Here is a 21,839-nt window from a genome sequence, read left to right as displayed (position 1 = left end):
TTGGGGGTGAAATATTAAAGGAATCCTCTATGCAACAAAAAACAATTACCCTCGGCAACATTGAGATTGCCAACAACAAACCTTTCGTGCTCTTTGGCGGAATGAACGTTCTTGAAAGCCGTGATATGGCGATGCAAGTCTGCGAAAAATACGTAGAAGTGACGCAAAAATTAGGCGTACCTTATGTGTTTAAGGCCTCTTTCGACAAAGCGAACCGCTCTTCAATCCACTCTTATCGTGGGCCGGGCATGGAAGAAGGCTTGAAAATTTTCCAAGATTTGAAAGAGACTTTTGGGGTGAAAATTATCACCGACGTGCACGAAATCTATCAATGTCAGCCTGTCGCCGATGTGGTAGATATTATCCAACTGCCTGCGTTCCTTGCTCGCCAAACAGATTTAGTCGAAGCAATGGCTCGCACTGGGGCGGTGATTAACGTGAAAAAACCTCAGTTTTTAAGCCCGGGGCAGATGGGCAATATCGTGGAAAAAATTGAAGAGTGCGGCAACGACAAAGTGATTTTATGTGATCGTGGTACTAACTTCGGCTACGATAATTTAGTGGTCGATATGCTCGGTTTCAATGTAATGAAGAAAGTGTCAAAAGGTTGCCCGGTAATTTTTGATGTAACTCATTCATTACAATGCCGTGATCCGTTCGGTGCAGCATCAGGCGGTCGCCGTGATCAAGTCACCGAACTGGCTCGTGCAGGGATGGCGGTTGGTATTGCAGGATTGTTCTTAGAAGCGCATCCGGATCCGAATAATGCGAAATGCGACGGTCCGTCTGCATTACCGTTATCAAAACTTGAGGCGTTTGTGTCTCAAATGAAGGCAATTGATGATTTAGTGAAGTCATTCGAAGAAATTGATACCACTAACTAAGTAAGCTGACAAGCGGTCGGTTTTGGCGATAATTTTGCAAATCGACCGTTTTGATTGTTGAGGTCTTATATGAAGTTCCGCACATTGTTCACATTGGCGACAGTCGTGGGTTTAACGACTTTCAGCTATGCCAATCAAGCCGATGATAATAAGCAGTTCGATAAAGGTTATGAGGCGGTGATGGATGGTAACCCGCAAAAAGCCTTTGAAATTTGGCTGCCTCTTGCCGAAAAAGGGCATCTTGATGCGATGGATAAAATCGGCGAGATGTATTTAGCCGGTATGGGCGTTACACAAGACAACCAAAAAGGGTTGGAATGGTTGGAGAAAGCAGCGGAAGGCGGTAATCACTTCACTCGGTTGATGTTAGGAGAGCGTTATATTTCGGGGATGGATTTACCCAAAGATTTAGACAAAGCCATCTATTGGTATAAATTGGCACTGGAGCAAGGCGGAGGTGAGACTGAAGATGCTCATTTCGGGTTAGGCAAAGCCTATATGGAACAGGAAAAATACGAACTGGCGGCAGTTCATTTAGCCAAAGTAGCGGAAGAGCGTATCGGTGAGTCGGGATATTTGCTTGGTCAGTTATATGAACAAGGTAAGGGCGTAAAGCAAGACTTACATAAAGCGTTTGAACTCTATTTGGGAGCCGAAACGCCGGAAGCCTATCTCCGCTTGGGGGAAATGACCGCACAAGGTATCGGTATAGAGCGAGATCCGAATAAAGCTAAAGTCTATTTTCAAGAAGTGTTGAACTACACGGAACCTTATATTGCAGAAAATGAGGATTTTCGAATACTCCATGAACAAGCCAAAGCCGGTTTGGCTAAAATTAAATAAAAATGCGTAGCAGCCATTTAAAGCGTTTGTTTTAAATGGCTTTTTTATTGCGAGGCGGATCACAAATTGCACTTATTTTGCTTTCGCTTTTCCGCATAACGATTAAACTGCACTGAAGCGGGTTGTATTGCTTGTATTCTGAACAATGTGATTAAGATCTCTCACCTAAGGAGGATATGATGACAGCAGTAAATCGAGAAATGATTAATTCGTTTATTCAGCTACTTGGCGGAAAAGAAAATATTCATACAATTAGTAATTGTATGACGAGATTACGACTCACCTTAAATAACCCCTCGGCTGCTCAACATGACAAGATCAAACAAATCAGCGGTGTGTTGGGGATTGTAGATGCGCAGAACCAATTACAAATTATCCTCGGACCGGGTAAAGCGGCGAAAGCGGCGGACTTAATGAAAAGTATGGTTGCGGAAGGACAAGATTTATCCCAAATTGCCAAAAGCAATAAACAGCAACTCAAAGCGCAACAAAGTTCTTCCGTTCATCAATTTTTAACCAAATTTGCCACAATTTTTACCCCACTTATTCCCGGTTTTATCGGCGCGGGTTTGTTATTAGGGTTTGCCACGCTGTTCCAACAGCTTTTTATTACCGGTGTTGAAGCACCGAATACCGTCATTGTTGAACTTGTCAATTATATGAAGGTGTTTAGTAAAGGGCTGTTCAGTTTCCTTAGCATTTTAATCGGCTATAACGCGGCGAAAGCCTTTGGTGGTTCGGGGATTAATGGCGCCATTATCGCTTCTCTGTTTATTTTGGGTTATAACCCGGATGCAAAAGCCGGAATCTATTCGGGAATGAGTACTTTCTTCGGGTTGGGGATCGACCCGCGCGGCAACATCATTGGTGTGTTGATTGCAGCGATTTTAGGTGCAAAAGTCGAACAGTGGGTGCGGAAATTTATTCCGGATAATCTGGATATGATTTTAACTTCTACCATCACACTTTTGATTATGGGGGCATTTACTTTCCTGATTATTATGCCGATTGGCGTTGTACTGTTTGACGGTATGTCATGGCTATTCTCTCATTTAAACGGAAATCCGTTCGGTAGCGCGGTATTGGCGGGCTTATTCCTGATTGCAGTCATGTTCGGTATTCACCAAGGTTTTGTGCCGGTCTATTTTGCATTAGTGGAAACACAAGGTTTTAATGCGCTTTTCCCGATTTTGGCTATGGCGGGAGCAGGACAAGTCGGGGCGGCATTGGCGCTTTATGTACGAGCCGGCAAAGATTCCGTGTTAAGAACTCAAATTAAAGGAGCGATAATCCCCGGTTTTTTAGGTATTGGTGAACCGTTGATTTATGGCGTGACACTACCGCGTGTTAAACCTTTTGTCACCGCTTGTATCGGTGGAGCTGCCGGCGGTTTTGTCATCGGCTTAATTGCTTATCTCGGTTTCCCGATGGGGTTAAATACCGTATTCGGACCATCCGGTCTATTAGCGATTCCGCTAATGACTTCCGATTTCGGTATTTTCTCGGCAATTGCCATTTACTTATGCGGTACGATAACGGCTTATACCGTCGGCTTTTTAAGCACATACTGGTTTGCGTCTAAAAATGTCGATTTAAGTTAAGCCTTTTATTGTAAGCGGTCGGATTGGTAAATTTGTTGTTAAAACTGACCGCTTGTTATATAGTCAAAAATCGAATTTATCCAAAATAATAATGAAATTTAAGGAGTTAACTTTATGTTGAATATCGTTTTTTTAGATCGCACTGGTATTCCGGCAACTCACGAAATTCCCCGTCCGAGTTTTGCCCATAATTGGGTGGAATATGACACGACTTATGCGGAAGAAACCTATGATAGAGCTAAAGATGCTGATATTATCGTAACCAGTAAGGTATTGCTCGGTCGTGAATTATTGAGTCGATTGCCAAAATTAAAGTTGATTGCGATTACTGCAACCGGTACCAATAATGTAGATTTGGTTGCCGCCAAGGAATTGGGGATTACGGTAAAAAACGTGACCGGTTATTCCAGTGTAACTGTACCGGAACACGTATTAGGCATGATTTTTTCATTGAAACATAGTTTGATGAGCTATCATCGTGATCAAGTCACTTCGGATCGGTGGGCGACGTGCGGACAATTTTGTTACACGGATTATCCGATTACCGATGTGCGTGGTTCAACCTTAGGGATTTTCGGGAAAGGTTGTTTAGGTACAGAAGTCGGTCGTTTGGCGCAGCTAGTCGGTATGAATGTACTTTATGCGGAACATCGGGGCGCAGACACGATTCGCGAAGGTTATACTCCCTTTGAGGAAGTGTTAAAACAAGCGGATATTGTGACTCTGCACTGTCCGTTAACGGAAACGACACAGAATCTGATTAATCGCGAAACCTTAGCAATGATGAAACCGACAGCCTACCTGATTAATACCGGTCGTGGTCCTTTAGTTGATGAAGCCGCATTATTAAATGCATTGGAAAACGGTACTATCGCCGGTGCGGCGTTAGATGTGTTAGTCAAAGAGCCACCGGCTATTGATAATCCGTTAATTCAAGCGGCAAAACGCTTACCGAATTTATTAATTACTCCGCACGTTGCGTGGGCGAGCGATTCTGCGGTTACCACTTTGGTAAACAAAGTCGCTCAAAATATTGAAGAGTTTGTTGCAACAGGGAAGTGATGCCCGGTTGAACTTTATGCTTTAAATTTCATAGAGGAGAATATTATGAAAGTCAAAACTGCACTAGCACTCATACTGGGTTCATTATTTGCATTTTCAACATCCGCAATCGCGAATGATGTTGCTAAAATTGAGGTTAAAGTACAGTTGCTTGATCCGCAAAACGGTAATAAAGATGTCGGTACCGTCACTATTACCGAGTCGAATTACGGTTTAGTCTTTACACCGAATTTGACCGGTTTATCTCACGGAATACATGGTTTCCATATTCATCAAAAACCAAGTTGTGACCCGCAGGAAAAAGACGGTAAATTGGTTGCCGGTTTAGCTGCCGGAGGGCATTGGGATCCAAAAGAGACGAAAAAACACGGCTTTCCTTGGGAAGATAATGCGCATTTAGGCGATTTACCTGCGTTAGCGGTTGATCATGATGGTAACGCAACCAATCCGGTGCTTGCGCCGCGCCTGAAAAAATTAGACGAAGTGAAAGGTCGTTCGTTGATGATTCACGCAGGCGGCGATAATCATTCGGATCATCCTGCGCCACTTGGTGGTGGCGGTGCACGTATGGCGTGCGGTGTAATTAACTAATTTGTCGTTAATATAGCAAAAATACATAATACAAGCGGGTAGATTTTGGTAGAATTTTACCAATTTTTTACCTGCTTCTATTTTTAATTAAAAAAGATATGAATTTAAAAGCCCCATTATTTATTGCGGTTCGTTATTGGCGCTCAAAAAGTGGCGACCGTTTCGGGCGGCTTGTGACCAACTTAGCGAGTTTAGGTATAGTGTTAGGTGTAATGGCACTGATTATCGTGTTATCGGTAATGAATGGCTTGGAAAATAACCAAAAACGCAATGTGCTTTCAACATTACCGCACGCGATTGTTTCCCCGCTTGATTCAAATTGGTCAAAAACGGAGACGCTTTCGCTTCCCGCTTTTGTCAATAAAGCTGTACCGATTAATCGAGCGAATGTGATTATTCAAGGGCGACAAGGAATCAACGCCGGTCAATTGATTGGCGTGGAAAGTAATCGTGATGATCCGCTACTTTTTGATATTACCGAGCTTTCGCAGCGTTTACCGGCAGGAGAGTTTAATGTGTTGGTCGGTTCGCGTTTAGCGAATCAGCTTGAATTGCGCGTCGGAGATAAAATCCGTTTGATGATTACCGAGAACAGTCAATATACCCCGTTTGGACGGGTTCCGGTGCAACGTCTGTTTACCGTCTCCGATATTTACTATTCCAATAACGAAGCCAGTGAATTTACGTTATTTGCCAACTTAAGTGATGTCGGGCGTTTATTGCGCATCGCAGAAGGTGAAACGCAAGGTGTACGTCTGTTTTTAGATGACCCGTTTCAAGTGACCGAATTAACACGTTTTTTTGGTGAAAATAAGTGGAAAATTAATGATTGGCGGGAACAAAAGGGCGAATTTTTCCAAGCGGTACGCATGGAAAAAAATATGATGAGCTTGCTGATTAGCCTGATTATTGTCGTCGCGATTTCCAATATTGTAACTTCATTAAGTTTGATGGTCGTGGATAAACAGGGCGAAATTGCAATTTTGCAAACTCAAGGGTTAACCAAAGGGCAAGTCACCAATATCTTTATTTTTCAGGGCATGATGGTCGGCGTGATCGGTGCATTGATTGGTGGTCTGTTGGGCATTCTTACGACTAATTATTTGGGCGAAGTGATTTCACTGATTAATCCGCACGGCATTCCGTTGCCGACGGAGATTGCTTATGAACAAGTCGGCATTATTGTGTTGTCATCCATCGCGTTGTCCCTATTGTGTACCATTTATCCGGCATATCGTGCATCAAAAATCGAGCCTGCGGAGGCATTAAGGTATGAGTAAAAAATCACCGATTCCCAAAATGCCGTGGAGTGCGGATCATCAATGGCAATTAAAAGCGAGTTCGTTACTGATGATCTCTGTTTCCACCATTTTAATGGGAATCGGTGAAGGGTTATTGGTTTTGGCAAATCTGGGCTCTAGTCCGTGGACGGTCTTTTCCCAAGGTATTTCAATCCAAAGTGGTTTATCTATCGGCACGGTAGTCGCGATTGTCAGCGGCGTGGTTCTTCTGTTATGGATTCCGTTAAAAATGCGTTTCGGTTTAGGAACGGTATTAAATATCTTTTGGATCGCTCTCTTTATTGATCTCACCGTGCGCTTTATTCCGGCTCCGGATGCCTTCGTTTCCCGCTTCGCATTAATGGTGGCGGCGATTTTGCTATTTGGTGTCAGTACCACTTTTTATCTTTCTTGCCAATTGGGTGCAGGGCCTCGAGACGGTTTAATGGTCGGTATCTGTTTAAAATACAGCTGGCGGGTTGGTGTGATCAGAACGTTAATCGAAGTGACTGTTTGTGTATTGGGCTTCTTATTAGGCGGTGTTGTCGGGATCAGTACCGTCGCATTCGCCTTATGTGTCGGTTGGATTATCCAATATACTGCACTATTATTTCAACACTCTACAAGCGGTCGGAATTGACCAAAAATTTGCAAATCGGAGAATATATGCAAAAAGAAATTTATTTAGCAGGCGGTTGTTTTTGGGGAACCGAAGCCTTTATGCAACGTATTAACGGTGTAATTGATGCGGAGTCGGGCTATGCCAACGGCAACAGTTTAAACCCAACATATCGTGAAGTTTGTGACGGTAGCGGGCATGCAGAAGTGGTGAAAGTGACCTATGAGTCGGATAAAATCAGCCTGGCTAAGTTGTTGGATTACTATTTTAAAGTGATCGACCCAATCAGCGTGAATCAACAAGGTGCGGATAAAGGGATTCAATATCGTACCGGTATTTATTATGTTGATCCGGCAGATATTCCAACCATCAACCTCGCATTGGCGGAGCTACAAAAACAGTATGTAGAGCCGTTAGCAGTCGAAAATGAGATGTTGGAACACTATTTCCCGGCGGAAGAATATCATCAAGATTATTTGGATAAGAACCCGAACGGTTATTGCCACATCGATATTCAGCTGATGAATGAAATTTTGAAAAATCAAGACTAAGGTTCGTTTATTTTCACTTTGTAACCGGTTTTACTGGTGACGATTTTGGGTTTTTCTTATCACAAGATTTTTCAGGTGGGTATTTCGCCCGCCTTTTTCGATTAATCTACTTTTTCAAATTCGCCCAAGCGACAGAGCCGATAATCAAGATACCGCCGATAACCATTGATAACGTCGGTACATCGCCAAACCAAATCCATGCGGCAATAATGGCATACACAGGCTCAAGGGAAATAATCATGGCTGCAGTTCGAGCGTTAATCACACTTAAACTAGACACATACAAGGTATAAGCAAAGGTCGTGCAGAAAAGCCCGATAAAACCAATCCAAAGCCAATCCATTGCGCTCACACTCGGTAAAGCTGTTGCAGAAAACGGTAATAAGACGATAATCACTGCTACATATTGCCACCAACTAGACTCAATACCCGATAATTTACTCGCATTTCGGCGGTTTAACACCGCAAGTACCGCATAGCTGATTGCCGAGAAAATACCCCACAATAGCCCTTGCGTTGCTTGGTTGCCGAATTCAAATTCAGGGGTAACTAAAATCAAACCGACAGAAATCGCCAGAAGCAAAATATATTCACGGAAATGTAATTTCTCTTTGAACACCACCATTTCACACAAGGCAACAAACGCAGGGAAACTAGCAAAACCGAGCGTGCCGACCGCAACACCACCGATTTTGACGCCTAAATAAAAACTGACCCAATGCAGTGCAAGCAAACTGCCTGAAATCAGTTGGGAGAGTTTTTCTTTGGTAGAGAGTTTAGTTAATGCTTGTCTTTTCCATAAGAAAAACAATGAGATACAAGCAAAGGCAATCATAGCTCTGCCTAAAACGAGTACATCTGAACCACTTTCAATCAGTACACCAACAACGCCCGATAAACCGAAGAAAATTGCCGTGCCGTGGACCTTTAATAACGCAAGTTGATAAGTATTCATTATTTCAACCACTTATCTTCATCTTGCTTACGTTCAAACTCCGCATCAAATGTGGTGTTATGTTGTGATGAACCCTGATAGGTTGAGCCAAAAGACATAAACTTAACTCGGCTTGCAAACAGTTTCATAAACATTGCTTGGAGTAACTGACGGGTGATTGGCAATAGAAGCAATAACGCTAAAATATCACTCAAAAAGCCAGGGATAATCAGCAATACGCCTGTGATTGCAAAAAAGATAGAAGAAGTGACCGCTTGTGCAGGGATTTTACCTTGTGCAATTTCACTGCGAATTTGCATGATCGTCATTAATCCTCGTAGTTTGACTAACCATAAACCCACAGCAGAAATGACGATCATCAACAAAATGAGCGGCAATACACCAATTGCAGAACCTACCGAAATTAATAACGAAATTTCGCAATAGACATATAAAAACAATCCTAAAAAGAAAATAAGTGCAGGCATAGCGTGGTTCCTTCAATAAACGTTGTACGAAATAGGTTGTGCTAATTCGCTGATTTTCAACTTTATTTACGCAAATTTTATCTCCTATGATTTAAAATCAGCGTAATCTGTGCTATCAATAGTAACTTTCATTCTTTCAAAAAAACAGCAAGGACACAACATTAATGAACGGCTCAACTTTATTGGTAGATTGCCTTAAAGCTCACGGCGTTACCACTCTTTTTGGTTATCCGGGCGGCGCAATTATGCCTGTCTATGATGCTATTTATGATTCGGGCTTAGATCACTTACTCTGTCGGCAAGAGCAGGGAGCGGCAATTGCCGCTATCGGTTATGCGCGTTCCACCGGTAAAGTAGGTGTTTGTATTGCTACTTCCGGTCCCGGCGCAACCAATTTAATCACCGGTTTAGCCGATGCGTTGTTAGATTCTATTCCCATCGTAGCGATTACCGGTCAGGTAGCTTCTCCTTTTATCGGTACCGATGCTTTCCAAGAGGTCGATGTTCTCGGTCTTTCCTTAGCTTGCACCAAACACAGCTTTATTATCCAGAATATTGATGAATTACCGGAAGTGGTCGCACGAGCTTTCCAAATCGCTCAAAGCGGTCGTCCCGGACCCGTGTTGATTGATATTCCGAAAGACGTACAATTTGCGGCGACCTCCGCCAAACCGATTGTGTATCCCAAACTTACTGATCCGAAACAAGACCCGAATGCACTCGTACAAGCGAAAACGTTATTACAAGCAGCAAAACGACCGGTACTTTATGTCGGAGGGGGAGTCGGTATGGGCGGCGCAGTACAAGCGGTCAGAAACTGGATAGAAATTGCAAAAATTCCAACGGTTTCAACCATTAAAGGGTTAGGCGTTATTCCGCCGAATGAGCCGCTCTATATGGGAATGATCGGTATGCATGGCACTAAAGCGGCAAACTATGCAGTGCAAGAATGTGATTTATTGATTGCTTTCGGTGCTCGTTTTGATGACCGCGTTACAGGCAAACTCGATACTTTCGCCCCGAATGCTAAAGTAATTCATGCCGACATTGATATTGCCGAAATCAACAAACTACGAAAAGCCGATGTATCATTGCGCGGTGATTTACGTGAAGCGGCGGATTTCTTAGCCTGCCCATTGAATATTGATCCGTGGCGTGAAGATATTCGCAAACTGAAAACCGATTTTGATTTCAGCTATGATGAAAATGAAGGCGATGACGATATCGATCCGTGGGCATTACTCAACACCCTTTCCGAACGCAAACCGAAAAATGCGGTGATCACGACCGATGTCGGTCAACACCAAATGTGGTCTGCACAGCATATGCAACATTTTGCGCCTGAAAATTACATCACGTCCGCAGGCTTAGGAACAATGGGCTTCGGTTTGCCGGCGGCTGTCGGCGCAGCGAAAGCCAGACCGCAAGATCCGGTGATTCTGATTACCGGCGACGGCTCGTTTATGATGAATATTCAAGAACTCGGTTCAATTAAACGTGCCAATTTGCCGATAAAAATCGTCCTTATCGACAACCAACGTTTAGGCATGGTGCGCCAATGGCAATCGCTATTCTTTAAAGGTCGTCACAGCGAAACGATTTTAGATGACAATCCGGATTTTGTGACTTTAGCTTCTGCTTTCGGGATTAAAGGCGAACGGATTGAAAAGGCAGGGCAAGTCAGCCATGCGATTGACCGTCTATTATTGAGTAAAGATGCTTATTTATTACATATCTGCATTCATGAAAATGAAAACGTCTGGCCGCTTGTGCCGCCGGGTGCTTGTAATGCAGATATGCTTGAAGAAGATATTGGGGTGTAACAATGCAACACTATCATTTAACAATTAAAGCCAACAAACGCCCTGAAACACTGGAACGTTTATTGCGCGTTATCCGTCACCGCGGTTTTGAATTATTAACGTTAAATTCGCAAGTGCAAGGTAATGAAATACAGTTAACCTTGACGGTACAAAGCGCTCGTGCCATTGAGCTTCTTAAACATCAGTTGGTGAAATTGCCGGACGTGATTGAACTTAACTAAATCTGCAAGCGGTCGTTATCGGGATAAAATTTGCAAAATTTTTGCCGTTTCCGACCGCTTGTATCCATAAAACCAGGGGAGAAAAATCGAGATGAACTTCAAATCGTTATTCATGGTTTTTATGCTGCTGTTTGCGTATCCCGCGATGGCTGAAAGCGAAGATATTGAATTTGAACGGCATAACGAAGTCGCCAAAGCGGCGGTATCGGACAATGATTTTCAAACGGCGTTAACTATTTGGACATCCTATGCGGAAAAAGGAAATAAACGTGCGCAAAGTAATTTGGCATTTATGTACTTTAAAGGTATAGGCGTAGAGAAAGATTTAGATAAAGCTAAAGAATGGAGTGAAAAAGCTGCCGCCCAAGGCTTGCCGCAAGCACAATATCTGCTTGGTCTCATACTCTATTACGGAAAAGAAGGTTTAAGTTACGGAAGGGATGCGAATAACAAACCAGTATTGGATGAGAAGACTCGTAGCAATGTAGATAACGCATTGAAGTTATTCGAACAGTCGGCGGAACAAGGTTTTCCGTTAGCACAACGCGAATTAGCCGATATGTATTATTTTGGTGAACCAACATTTCCGACCTCGGATCATGTAAAAGCCTTATATTGGTATGAAAAAGCCGCGGAACAAAAGGAGCCTATTTCAATGGGCATGGCAGCTAGTCTGCTGCTTGAAGGGGATGGCGTAGCGCGGAATTGTGAGAAAGGGCTAGATTGGCTGAATAAAGCCATGGAGGCAGACGATTTCGAATCGCATTTAGTCATGGCGAATATGTATCAAACGGGGCATACTTGCGTGAAAGCCGATCCCGATAAAGCTCAAGAAGTGATGCGGAAAATCGACGAACTTCGACAAAATAACTAATTGAAGATAAGAAGATAAAAAAGAAACAAAATACGATGAATGAGCAAACAGCAAAAATCATAAGGAGTTTTTATGTCAGCGGATGTTATTACACTGATCACTACTATTGTTGTCGCACATTTTCTTGCACTGATTAGCCCCGGTCCTGACTTTTTGCTCGTGGTTCGGAGTGCTTTGCGCAATACTCGCCGCAGAGCAATCGGCGTAGCCTTAGGCATTTCACTCGCAAACGGTATTTATATCGTGCTGTGTATTTTAGGTGTCGGTGCAGCGATTGCTCATTCTCTTTGGTTGATGATTACACTTAAAGTATTGGGTGGATTATTTTTGCTTTATGTTGCGTATCATGCGATTAAAGCGCGAAAATCAGATTATGCGTTTTTAACACAAGAGCAAATGGTGGAACATAAGCAAACGCCGTCATTTTTTAAAGAATTTTTGTTGGGCATAGCCTCCGGGTTATCTAATCCGAAAAATATTATTTTCTATTTAAGTTTGTTCTCCGTGGCTTTAACCCCTGATGTGAGCTTGGGATTAACTATCGGATTAGGGATTTGGATGACTTTATTGGTATTTGTTTGGGATGCGATGATTATTTTCGTATTATCTCAACGTAAAGTTCGCCAAGCATTCAGCAATCTTGCCTTTTATATCGATAAAATTGCGGGTGTTTTACTCGGTTTTATGGGCTATAAATTGCTCGAAACCGCAGTGAAAGAAACAACCTAGATAGACAAGCAATTAGAAAATGTTATATCTATGCAAATAAATTATTTGCAGCTGAATGTGTTCCTTATTGGGGAAACAGCGATTTACCGAATTGCACTTTTCTATCGGTGAAACATCAGCAAACAGTGAAAACACCTGTTAAAGCGATTTATTGGAAATCTGCCGATTTACGGTAGAATAGCCGAAATTTTAGTTGGCACAACATAAGTATCAACATTATTTAATGCAACAAATACAACATAAAACTTGGAGAGATTATGCCTAAATTACGTTCAGCGACCAGTACGCAAGGTCGCAATATGGCTGGCGCGCGTGCCTTATGGCGTGCGACGGGAATGAAAGAAAACGACTTCGGTAAACCAATTATTGCGGTAGTGAACTCATTTACCCAATTCGTACCGGGACACGTTCATTTAAAAGACTTAGGACAAATGGTTGCCGAGCAAATTGAGAAAGCAGGCGGTGTAGCAAAAGAATTTAATACCATTGCTGTTGATGACGGTATTGCGATGGGACACGGCGGTATGCTTTATTCTCTGCCGAGCCGTGATTTAATTGCCGACAGTGTTGAATATATGGTTAATGCACACTGTGCCGATGCGATGGTGTGTATCTCTAACTGTGACAAAATCACCCCTGGAATGTTAATGGCGGCATTGCGTTTAAATATTCCAACAATCTTTGTATCTGGCGGTTCGATGGAAGCTGGGAAAACCAAGCTATCCGACCAAATCATCAAATTAGACTTAGTCGATGCGATGGTGCAGAGTGCAGATAAAAATGTCTCTGATGCCGATGTTGATGCGATTGAACGTTCCGCTTGCCCAACTTGTGGTTCTTGTTCAGGTATGTTTACCGCAAACTCAATGAACTGCTTAACTGAGGCGCTTGGTTTAAGTTTACCGGGCAACGGCTCTTGCCTTGCGACGCACGCCGACCGTAAACAGTTATTCTTGGATGCAGGTACGCAAATTGTTGAGCTATGCAAAAAATATTATGAGCAAGATGATTTGTCCGTTCTTCCGCGTTCTATCGCAAGCAAAGCAGCTTTTGACAATGCAATGAGCTTAGATATTGCAATGGGCGGTTCAACTAATACGGTTTTACACTTACTTGCTGCAGCACAAGAAGCGGAAGTGGATTTCACCATGGCGGATATCGATCGCCTTTCTCGCAAAGTCCCTTGCTTAAGCAAAGTGGCACCAAATACAGCAAAATACCACATGGAAGACGTACACCGTGCGGGCGGTATTATGGCGATTTTAGGTGAATTGGATCGTGCAGGCTTATTGAACAACCAAACTCGCACCGTGTTAGGCTTAAGCCTTGCGGAGCAGATCGCGAAGTACGACATTGTGTTAACCAAAGATGAAGCGGTGCATAAATTCTTCCGTGCAGGGCCTGCCGGTATTCGCACGACTAAAGCCTTCTCACAAGACACCCGTTGGGATACGGTTGATGATGACCGACAAAACGGTTGTATCCGTAGCAAAGAATTTGCTTACAGCCAAGATGGTGGTTTAGCGATGTTGTCGGGTAATATTGCTTTAGATGGTTGTATTGTGAAAACCGCAGGGGTAGACGAGTCTATCCTAAAATTCAAAGGCGAAGCCATCGTGTTTGAAAGCCAAGAAGATGCTGTTGCAGGGATTTTAGGCGGAAAAGTGCGAGCAGGACACGTTGTGGTTATCCGCTATGAAGGTCCAAAAGGCGGACCGGGTATGCAAGAGATGCTTTATCCAACCAGCTACTTAAAATCAATGGGCTTAGGCAAGGCTTGTGCGTTACTCACGGACGGTCGTTTCTCCGGCGGCACATCAGGCTTATCTATCGGACACTGCTCACCGGAAGCAGCCGCAGGCGGTTTAATCGGTTTGGTGAAAGATGGCGATACCATTGATATTGATATTCCAAACCGTAAAATCGAACTTGTTGTGCCTGAAGCAGAGCTTGCCCAACGCCGCGCAGAACAAGATACGAAAGGCTGGAAACCGGCAAACCGTCAGCGTGAAGTCTCTTTTGCATTAAAAGTATACGGACATTTTGCGACCTCGGCGGATAAAGGTGCGGTTCGCGATAAAACTAAAATCTAAAATACAAGCGGTCGGTTTCGGATAAAAATTTGCAAATTTTTTACGGGATCTGACCGCTTGTTTATAATGCAACCCGTTGATTACCTATTATTTTTTACCTATGCTTGATTATTTCTTTTCTTTACACCCTGCTGTGCAAGCCTTGCTTGCGGGATTATTTACGTGGTTTTGTACCATCTTCGGTTCATCTTTCGTCTTTTTATTTAAAACGGTGAATCGTAAAATTCTGGATTCAATGATGGGGTTTGCAGCAGGCGTGATGATCGCCGCTTCTTTTTGGTCGTTACTTGCCCCTGCGATTGATTATGCGGAACATAGTTACGGTGAATGGAGCTGGATTCCTGCCGCGGTTGGTTTTCTATTAGGCGGTTTTTTTATCCGTCTGTTGGATTACATCGTACCGCATTTGCATTTGAGTAAACCGGTTACCGAAGCGGAAGGTATCGCCACTAAAAAATTGTCGAAATCAATGCTGCTGTTTTTAGCGATCACCATTCATAACATTCCAGAGGGATTAGCGATTGGCGTGGCATTTGGCGCCGTGGCTGCGAATGTCCCGGGTGTGGATGCTTCAATTATGGGAGCGATCGGTTTGGCAATCGGTATCGGCTTACAAAATATTCCGGAGGGCTCTTCTTTAGCATTACCGATTCGAGGCGAAGGGCATAGCCGTATGAAAGCCTTTAACTACGGCTCAATGTCGGCGGTTGTAGAACCTATTGCGGCAGTGATTGGCGCTATGTTTGTCATGACGATGACTTCCGTTCTGCCTTACGCTTTGGCATTTGCCGCCGGTGCTATGATTTTCGTCGTAGTGGAAGAGTTGATTCCCGAATCGCAAAGTAATGGCAATACTGATATCGCAACCTTGAGTTTGATGGTCGGTTTCACCATTATGATGATTTTAGATGTTGCATTAGGATAGTGGCAACGATCTTGTCTGTTCGAGCAGGATTCGTTGATACAAGCGATCAGTTTAGCGCAAAATTTTACAAATCCGAATTGCTTGCACGAAAACGCTTGGTTCAGTAGAATGCAAGCGTTTTTTTATTTATCTGAATTTATAGACGAGGTTACAAATGTTTGGAAAAGGCGGCTTAGGCAATTTAATGAAACAAGCTCAGCAGATGCAAGAGCGTATGCAAAAAATGCAGGAAGAGATCGCACAATTAGAAGTGACAGGCGAATCAGGTGCCGGTTTGGTGAAAATCACAATCAACGGTTCTCATAATTGCCGTCGTATTGAAATCGATCCTTCATTAATGGAAGATGACAAAGAAATGTTGGAAGATTTAATTGCCGCAGCATTTAATGATGCCGTTCGCCGAGCTGATGAACTTCAAAAAGAAAAAATGGCAAGTGTAACCGCCGGAATGCAGTTACCGCCGGGTATGAAAATGCCTTTCTGATTTTTATTTTTGTATCTGTATATTTGGGGCGCCGATGCGCCCCAAATCAATTAAGAGATCGTAATGCAAACCAGCCCTTTACTTGAAAATTTAATGGAAGCCTTGCGTGCTTTACCCGGTGTCGGACCAAAATCGGCTCAGCGCATGGCATACCATTTACTACAACGTAACCGCAGTGGCGGTGTGAATTTAGCCAAAGCGTTAAGCGAAGCAATGAGCCATATCGGGCATTGTAAATCTTGCCGAACTTTTACTGAGGAAGAAGAATGTAATATCTGCCAAAACTACCGCCGACAAATGAGCGGACAGTTATGTGTGGTTGAGATGCCAGCGGATATTCAGGCGATTGAAAATACCGGGCAATTTTCAGGTCGTTATTTTGTGTTGATGGGGCATTTATCTCCGCTAGACGGTATTGGTCCGCGAGAAATCGGCTTAGACCTTTTGCAGCAACGCTTGGAGAATGAATCTTTCCATGAAGTGATTGTCGCAACCAACCCGACAGCAGAAGGTGAAGTCACCGCCAATTATATTGCCGAAATGTGTCAGGCGCATAATATTAAAGTTACTCGAATTGCCCACGGCATTCCGGTAGGCGGCGAGTTAGAAACCGTTGATGGCACAACACTCTCTCACTCTTTTCTCGGTCGACGGGATATTACGTTATAGCGTCAAATTCAACAATTGATCAACGCCTATCAATAAGCGCAAAAACAGACAAGTGATGCGCAGAAACTGTTTAAACACGGTGAAAAAACCTTGGATGTGGCACTACGTGCGCAAATATCGGCATTGAGTTATCAGGAACAATTAATTCAATTTCGCTTAAACTCTGTGCAAAACTTAGTCAATCTGTATAAAGCCCTCGGCGGTGGTTGGTAGTCACATATTTCAACAAACCGGACGACGGTTTTTGTTATTAATATTAATTTGCTATGCTAAAAACGATTTCTATTTTACTCACTACCGTATTATTGTCAGCCTGTAATGCGATGTTGTATCAACCGACGGAAACAATCAGCGAAGTTACTCCGAACAAAGGTTATCGGATGAAAACTGCGTTAGCGGAAAGCAACGACGGTAATTTGATTGTATTGATGTTTTCCGGTGGCGGTAGCCGTGCGGCGGCATTAGGCTATGGCGTATTAGAGCAATTCAAACAAGTCAAAATTAATCATCCGACTAAACCGACGTTATTAGACAATATCGATATAGTGTTCGGGGTATCGGGCGGCTCGATACTTGCTGCCTATTTATCCATGGAAGGCAAAGATACCGTACCGAAATTTGAAGAAAACTTTCTGAAACGCGATTTTGAAAGCCAATTAACCGATCAATTGTTTTCTCTTTCTAACTTACCGCGCTTGACTTCAGATCAATTCGGACGAGGTGATTTACTGCAAGAACAGCTTAATTTAACCCTATACGGCGGTAAAAAATTCGGTGATCTGTCCGTTAGAAAAGGTCCTTTGGTTGTTATCAGCGCTACCGACATGAGCATGGGACAAAAAGTCACGTTTACCCAAGAATTTTTTGACGGACTTTGTTTAAATTTAGACGATGTAGAAATCGCCCGTGCGGTTGCTGCCTCCAGTGCGGTGCCATTAGTGTTTAGCCCGATTACTTTTAACAACAACGGCGGAAACTGCGGTTTTGTGTTGCCTGAAGTCGAACAGATTACCTCTCTCGTGCAGCTGGATTCTTTACGCTCTAAAAGCGTACAAGAGATGCGGCAGAATTTCTCACTTTATCAAAATAGCAAGCAACGGCCTTTTATTCACTTGGTGGACGGAGGTTTAACCGATAATCTCGGTTTGGCAAGCTTAACCGATATTTATGATGCCGTGGGGCAGCAAAGTATTTATCAACGGGTGTTACAAAGCGGAATAAAACGAATAGTGGTGATTAATGTCAATGCACAAAATGAAGTGACCAGTGAAATTGACCAAAGTGCGAATATTCCAAGAACTTTGGATGTGCTTAACACTATTGTGAACGTGCCTATTGACCGCAATACTCAAGTTACGTTACGCCGTTTTCGTGAATTTACCGATGAATGGAATCAAGCGATGCAAAAACAGCCGAAGCATAAACGGGTCGATATGCATTTTGTCAGTCTGAATCTGAAAGACTTACCGGAATCGACATTGAAAAAAGACGTGTTGAATATCAGCACTTCGTTCTATCTGCCGAAAAGTAGCGTGAACAAACTCAAAAAAGCAGCACAGCTGTTATTACAGCAATCGAGTGAGTATCGAGATATGTTAAAGGCGCTACAATAAGCCGACAAGCGGTCTGTTTGGATGGAAATTTTGCAAATTTGCAAATTTTTACGGCAAACGGACCGCTTGCTTTCTAGCCGATTACACAAAAAATAGGTATAATCGCGACCCTTTGTAAATTGTGAACAAGATCACATTAAAATAATGTGCAACACATTTCTAAGATTTCGTCAGGCGGGTATTTTTACCTGTCATTATTTTCATCGTAAATAAAGACATTTCAATGCAACAACTCGATACAAACAAACTTCGCAATATTGCGATTATTGCTCATGTTGACCACGGCAAAACAACCTTAGTTGATAAACTTTTAAAACTTTCAGGCACCTTAGATACCTCCCGCGGCGATGTTGACGAGCGAGTGATGGACTCCAACGATCTTGAAAAAGAACGTGGTATTACCATTCTTGCGAAAAATACCGCGATTAACTGGAACGGCTACCGTATCAATATCGTTGATACTCCGGGGCATGCTGACTTCGGTGGTGAAGTAGAGCGCGTTCTTTCAATGGTTGACTCGGTATTACTGGTGGTCGATGCTTTTGACGGTCCGATGCCACAAACCCGTTTCGTTACTCAAAAAGCGTTCGCTCATGGTTTGAAACCCATTGTTGTTGTCAATAAAGTGGACCGTCCCGGTGCGCGTCCTGACTGGGTAGTAGACCAAGTATTCGATTTATTCGTTAATTTAGGGGCGACGGACGAACAGCTGGATTTCCCGATCATCTATGCTTCGGCATTAAATGGCGTAGCCGGTTTGGAACACGAAGCGCTTGCACCCAATATGGATCCACTGTTTGAAGCGATTATTAAACACGTTGCTCCACCGGACGTAGAGCTGGACGCACCGTTCCAAATGCAAATTTCACAGCTGGACTACAGCAAATATTTAGGCGTAATCGGTATAGGGCGTATCAAACGCGGTACGGTAAAACCGAATCAACCTGTAACCTTAATCGATATGTATGGCAAAACCCGTAACGGACGTATCGGTCAAGTGTTAGGTCATTTAGGTTTACAGCGCTACGAAGCGACGGAAGCTTATGCAGGCGATATTGTGGCGATCACAGGTATGGGGGAGTTGAATATTTCCGATACGTTATGCGATATCAACAATGTAGAAGCCTTGCCGGCACTATCGGTAGATGAACCGACGGTCACGATGTTCTTCTGCGTGAATACTTCGCCATTCTGTGGTCAAGAAGGTAAATTCGTGACTTCCCGCCAAATTTTAGAGCGTTTAAACAAAGAATTGGTACACAATGTCGCATTGCGTGTGGAAGAAACTGAAGATTCCGATGTGTTTAGCGTGTCAGGTCGTGGTGAATTACATTTATCGGTGCTTATCGAAAATATGCGTCGTGAAGGTTATGAATTGGCGGTGTCTCGTCCGAAGGTTATTTTTAAAGAGATTGACGGTCGTAAACAAGAGCCGTTTGAACAGGTGACGATTGATATTGAAGAACAACATCAAGGTTCCGTGATGGAAGCATTAGGAATTCGTAAAGGCGAAGTCCGAGATATGGTGCCGGACGGTAAAGGTCGTACCCGTTTAGAGTACATTATTCCTAGCCGTGGTTTAATCGGTTTCCGTAATGATTTTATGACAATGACGTCAGGTACCGGTTTACTCTATTCAAGTTTCAGCCATTATGATGACGTGAAGCCGGGTGAAATCGGTCAACGTATCAATGGTGTTTTGATTTCAAACGGTACAGGTAAAGCGCTAGCTTATTCACTTTACGCGTTGCAAGATCGCGGTAAATTAATGGTGGATCACGGCGCGGAAATTTATGAGGGTCAAATTATCGGTATTCACAGCCGTTCTAACGACTTAACCGTCAACCCATTGGAAGGTAAAAAATTAACGAATATGCGTGCGTCAGGTAAAGACGATGCGTTAACGTTAACCACACCGGTTAAATTCAGCTTAGAACAAGCGTTAGAATTTATTGACGATGACGAATTAGTGGAAGTCACTCCTAAATCAGTGCGTATTCGTAAGAAATTATTAACGGAAGTTGAACGTAAACGTGCTAACCGCACGACAGCAAGTACAAGTACACATTAATTGTCACTACTTTAAGCGTTTTGTTCGCGCCAAAGAGATAAAAGGGATACCTTGAGGTATCCTTTTTTATTTGCAAATTTCTGTTAAAATCTGACCGCTTGTAATCACATTAACCATAAGGAAATAGTATGTTTGTAGAAATTTATGGTCGTATGACCTGTCCGTACTGTCGCAATGCCAAAGCATTGGCGGAGAAAATGAAAGCGGAATTAGCAGATTTCGATTTTGAATTCGTGGATATGATTGAAAACGGTATTTCAAAAGAAGATTTGGAACCTCGTGTCGGTAAACCGGTTGCAACTGTGCCGCAAATCTTTTTAGATAATGTGCCGATGGGTGGTTTTTCCGATTTTGCTCCGATTGTGAAAGAAAGATTTGGGATTTCGTTGTAATTCGGAATCTTTAGAAAATAGGGCATAATAGATAAATTTTAGTCTACTATGCCTATAAAGAAAAAGCCTCTGATTACTCAGAGGCTTTTTCTTTTAACATACTAAGGAGGTATATTATGAATATTAAATAAATTGGCGGAATGGACGGGACTCGAACCCGCGACCCCCTGCGTGACAGGCAGGTATTCTAACCAGCTGAACTACCACTCCGCAGCGAACGAGGCGTATATTAATGATTTCGCTTTTACCCGTCAAACACTTTTTTTAAAAAACAGATTAATTGCTTTTTTCCTATACAAGGCGGGTATTTTTAGTTCAATGTAACCGTTTCGCCTTCTTCCGAACGTGTCCAAAGGCAATTTCCTTTCGATTTTTTATTGATTAATTCCAAGTATTTATGATGTGCTTCCAGCTCTTCATCCGTTGGTGCAAGAACAATCAAACTCGATGTATCAAGAATAACACGGGCGTTAAAGTCATCAACTTGGACTATGCTTGTCGTTTCATGTTCTTCTTCACCGATTAATGCGATCTGCCCGCCGGTCATCATTAAAAAGACATCGGCGAGGATCTCCGCATCCAGCAATGCGCCGTGGAGTACGCGTTTACTGTTATCGATACCTAAACGATCACATAATGCATCCAAACTATTGCGTTTACCCGGATACATTTTTCGTGCGAGTTGTAGGCTGTCGGTAACTTGGCACATTTCGGCGGTTTTGGGCGGTGGATTCTTTAAAAATGAAAATTCGTGATCGATAAAGCCCACGTCGAAGGGCGCATTATGAATGACTAATTCTGCACCTTTAATAAATTCAAGAAATTCATCGGCAATTTCGGCAAAGGTCGGTTTATCCGCCAGCATTTCATTGGTAATGCCGTGAACGGCGATAGCGTCGGCATCCACTTCTCGTGGCGGTTTGATATAAACATGATAGGTTCTGCCGGTCAGACGGCGGTTAATTACCTCTACGGCACCGATTTCGATAATATTGTGTCCGATATGCGGTGCGCCGTTAAAGTTCATCCCTGTGGTTTCAGTATCCAATACCACCTGTCTGAGAATAGGTTCGTTCATGATTTTCTCTCATT

Annotated in this window: 22 protein-coding genes, 1 tRNA gene and 1 pseudogene; 20 read left to right on the top strand and 4 right to left on the bottom strand. The window is 43.1% G+C overall.

Features of this window, described 5'->3' with window-relative positions; all coding sequences use genetic code 11:
* The first annotated feature begins 29 nt into the window (after nucleotides 1-29).
* The 8 genes from kdsA (at nucleotide 30) to msrA (ending at nucleotide 7,431) form a co-directional block, all read left to right on the top strand.
* Nucleotides 30-884: a 3-deoxy-8-phosphooctulonate synthase gene (kdsA, locus tag ACEYJ7_RS05785; protein ID WP_373778134.1), complete on the top strand. Its 855-nt coding sequence runs from the start codon at nucleotides 30-32 to the stop codon at nucleotides 882-884.
* A 69-nt stretch (nucleotides 885-953) separates the two neighbouring features.
* On the top strand, nucleotides 954-1,727 hold the full coding sequence (locus ACEYJ7_RS05780; RefSeq protein WP_373778133.1) for a tetratricopeptide repeat protein: 774 nt from the start codon (nucleotides 954-956) through the stop codon (nucleotides 1,725-1,727).
* Nucleotides 1,728-1,906: 179 nt separating this feature from the next.
* Complete coding sequence (gene murP / locus ACEYJ7_RS05775) at nucleotides 1,907-3,328, top strand: PTS N-acetylmuramic acid transporter subunit IIBC (protein ID WP_373778148.1); 1,422 nt, start codon at nucleotides 1,907-1,909, stop codon at nucleotides 3,326-3,328.
* 114 nt (nucleotides 3,329-3,442) lie between these two features.
* Complete coding sequence (locus ACEYJ7_RS05770; RefSeq protein WP_373778132.1) at nucleotides 3,443-4,390, top strand: 2-hydroxyacid dehydrogenase; 948 nt, start codon at nucleotides 3,443-3,445, stop codon at nucleotides 4,388-4,390.
* A 45-nt stretch (nucleotides 4,391-4,435) separates the two neighbouring features.
* Complete coding sequence (sodC, locus tag ACEYJ7_RS05765; RefSeq protein WP_373778131.1) at nucleotides 4,436-4,981, top strand: superoxide dismutase [Cu-Zn] SodC; 546 nt, start codon at nucleotides 4,436-4,438, stop codon at nucleotides 4,979-4,981.
* 98 nt (nucleotides 4,982-5,079) lie between these two features.
* Nucleotides 5,080-6,261 (top strand): lipoprotein-releasing ABC transporter permease subunit, encoded by a 1,182-nt coding sequence (locus ACEYJ7_RS05760; protein WP_373778130.1) that lies wholly within the window; start codon nucleotides 5,080-5,082, stop codon nucleotides 6,259-6,261.
* Entirely contained in the window at nucleotides 6,254-6,901 is a 648-nt protein-coding gene (locus tag ACEYJ7_RS05755; protein WP_373778129.1) for a YitT family protein, read from the top strand. Before ACEYJ7_RS05760 ends, ACEYJ7_RS05755 begins: the two co-directional genes overlap by 8 nt.
* A 26-nt stretch (nucleotides 6,902-6,927) precedes the next feature.
* The gene (gene msrA, locus ACEYJ7_RS05750; RefSeq protein WP_373778128.1) at nucleotides 6,928-7,431 is read left to right on the top strand and encodes a peptide-methionine (S)-S-oxide reductase MsrA; all 504 of its coding nucleotides are present in this window, start codon (nucleotides 6,928-6,930) and stop codon (nucleotides 7,429-7,431) included.
* A 106-nt stretch (nucleotides 7,432-7,537) separates the two neighbouring features.
* On the opposite strand, the gene ACEYJ7_RS05745 is transcribed toward msrA, so the two are convergent.
* Together ACEYJ7_RS05745 and ACEYJ7_RS05740 are read right to left on the bottom strand one after the other, a co-directional pair.
* Complete coding sequence (locus ACEYJ7_RS05745; RefSeq protein ID WP_373778127.1) at nucleotides 7,538-8,386, bottom strand: DMT family transporter; 849 nt, start codon at nucleotides 8,384-8,386, stop codon at nucleotides 7,538-7,540.
* Nucleotides 8,386-8,853 (bottom strand): FxsA family protein, encoded by a 468-nt coding sequence (locus ACEYJ7_RS05740; protein WP_373778126.1) that lies wholly within the window; start codon nucleotides 8,851-8,853, stop codon nucleotides 8,386-8,388. The genes ACEYJ7_RS05745 and ACEYJ7_RS05740 overlap by 1 nt, the downstream gene beginning before the upstream one ends.
* Before the next feature lie 164 nt (nucleotides 8,854-9,017).
* On the opposite strand from ACEYJ7_RS05740, the gene ilvG reads away from it, so the two are divergent.
* The 12 genes and pseudogenes from ilvG to ACEYJ7_RS05680 all read left to right on the top strand — a co-directional run bounded on the left by ilvG (nucleotide 9,018) and on the right by ACEYJ7_RS05680 (nucleotide 20,747).
* On the top strand, nucleotides 9,018-10,676 hold the full coding sequence (gene ilvG, locus ACEYJ7_RS05735) for an acetolactate synthase 2 catalytic subunit (RefSeq protein WP_373778125.1): 1,659 nt from the start codon (nucleotides 9,018-9,020) through the stop codon (nucleotides 10,674-10,676).
* Nucleotides 10,677-10,678: 2 nt separating this feature from the next.
* Nucleotides 10,679-10,897 carry an acetolactate synthase 2 small subunit gene (ilvM, locus tag ACEYJ7_RS05730; protein WP_373778124.1) on the top strand — a complete coding sequence of 73 codons (219 nt, stop codon included), beginning with the start codon at nucleotides 10,679-10,681 and terminating at the stop codon, nucleotides 10,895-10,897.
* A gap of 91 nt (nucleotides 10,898-10,988) precedes the next feature.
* Entirely contained in the window at nucleotides 10,989-11,771 is a 783-nt protein-coding gene (locus ACEYJ7_RS05725) for a tetratricopeptide repeat protein (RefSeq protein WP_373778123.1), read from the top strand.
* Between the two features lie 72 nt (nucleotides 11,772-11,843).
* Nucleotides 11,844-12,500, top strand: a complete 657-nt coding sequence (locus ACEYJ7_RS05720; protein ID WP_373778122.1) for a LysE family translocator — start codon at nucleotides 11,844-11,846, stop codon at nucleotides 12,498-12,500.
* A gap of 257 nt (nucleotides 12,501-12,757) precedes the next feature.
* Complete coding sequence (gene ilvD / locus ACEYJ7_RS05715; protein WP_373778121.1) at nucleotides 12,758-14,593, top strand: dihydroxy-acid dehydratase; 1,836 nt, start codon at nucleotides 12,758-12,760, stop codon at nucleotides 14,591-14,593.
* Between the two features lie 100 nt (nucleotides 14,594-14,693).
* On the top strand, nucleotides 14,694-15,518 hold the full coding sequence (locus ACEYJ7_RS05710; protein ID WP_373778120.1) for a ZIP family metal transporter: 825 nt from the start codon (nucleotides 14,694-14,696) through the stop codon (nucleotides 15,516-15,518).
* A gap of 154 nt (nucleotides 15,519-15,672) precedes the next feature.
* Nucleotides 15,673-16,002, top strand: coding sequence for a YbaB/EbfC family nucleoid-associated protein (locus ACEYJ7_RS05705; RefSeq protein WP_373778119.1), 330 nt, complete (start codon nucleotides 15,673-15,675; stop codon nucleotides 16,000-16,002).
* A gap of 63 nt (nucleotides 16,003-16,065) precedes the next feature.
* A complete protein-coding gene (recR, locus tag ACEYJ7_RS05700; RefSeq protein ID WP_373778118.1) occupies nucleotides 16,066-16,671 on the top strand; it encodes a recombination mediator RecR in 606 nt (201 codons plus the stop codon).
* A 36-nt stretch (nucleotides 16,672-16,707) separates the two neighbouring features.
* Nucleotides 16,708-16,884 (top strand): annotated as a pseudogene (locus ACEYJ7_RS05695) (TolC family protein); the annotation flags it as partial.
* A 53-nt stretch (nucleotides 16,885-16,937) separates the two neighbouring features.
* On the top strand, nucleotides 16,938-18,284 hold the full coding sequence (locus ACEYJ7_RS05690; protein WP_373778117.1) for a patatin-like phospholipase family protein: 1,347 nt from the start codon (nucleotides 16,938-16,940) through the stop codon (nucleotides 18,282-18,284).
* 223 nt (nucleotides 18,285-18,507) lie between these two features.
* Nucleotides 18,508-20,355 (top strand): translational GTPase TypA, encoded by a 1,848-nt coding sequence (gene typA / locus ACEYJ7_RS05685; RefSeq protein WP_373778116.1) that lies wholly within the window; start codon nucleotides 18,508-18,510, stop codon nucleotides 20,353-20,355.
* A 128-nt stretch (nucleotides 20,356-20,483) separates the two neighbouring features.
* Entirely contained in the window at nucleotides 20,484-20,747 is a 264-nt protein-coding gene (locus ACEYJ7_RS05680; protein ID WP_373778115.1) for a GrxA family glutaredoxin, read from the top strand.
* A 133-nt stretch (nucleotides 20,748-20,880) separates the two neighbouring features.
* Here ACEYJ7_RS05680 and ACEYJ7_RS05675 read toward each other — a convergent pair.
* A tRNA-Asp gene (locus ACEYJ7_RS05675) sits at nucleotides 20,881-20,957 on the bottom strand.
* Between the two features lie 100 nt (nucleotides 20,958-21,057).
* Nucleotides 21,058-21,825 (bottom strand): DNA polymerase III subunit epsilon, encoded by a 768-nt coding sequence (gene dnaQ / locus ACEYJ7_RS05670; RefSeq protein ID WP_373778114.1) that lies wholly within the window; start codon nucleotides 21,823-21,825, stop codon nucleotides 21,058-21,060.
* Nucleotides 21,826-21,839: the final 14 nt, after the last annotated feature.

Source organism: Glaesserella sp. (assembly GCF_041814905.1).
In the GTDB taxonomy this organism is placed as follows: Bacteria; Pseudomonadota; Gammaproteobacteria; order Enterobacterales; family Pasteurellaceae; genus Glaesserella.
The sequence above is the reverse complement of the archived record's forward strand: the minus strand, read 5'-3'. Positions and strand labels throughout refer to the sequence as shown.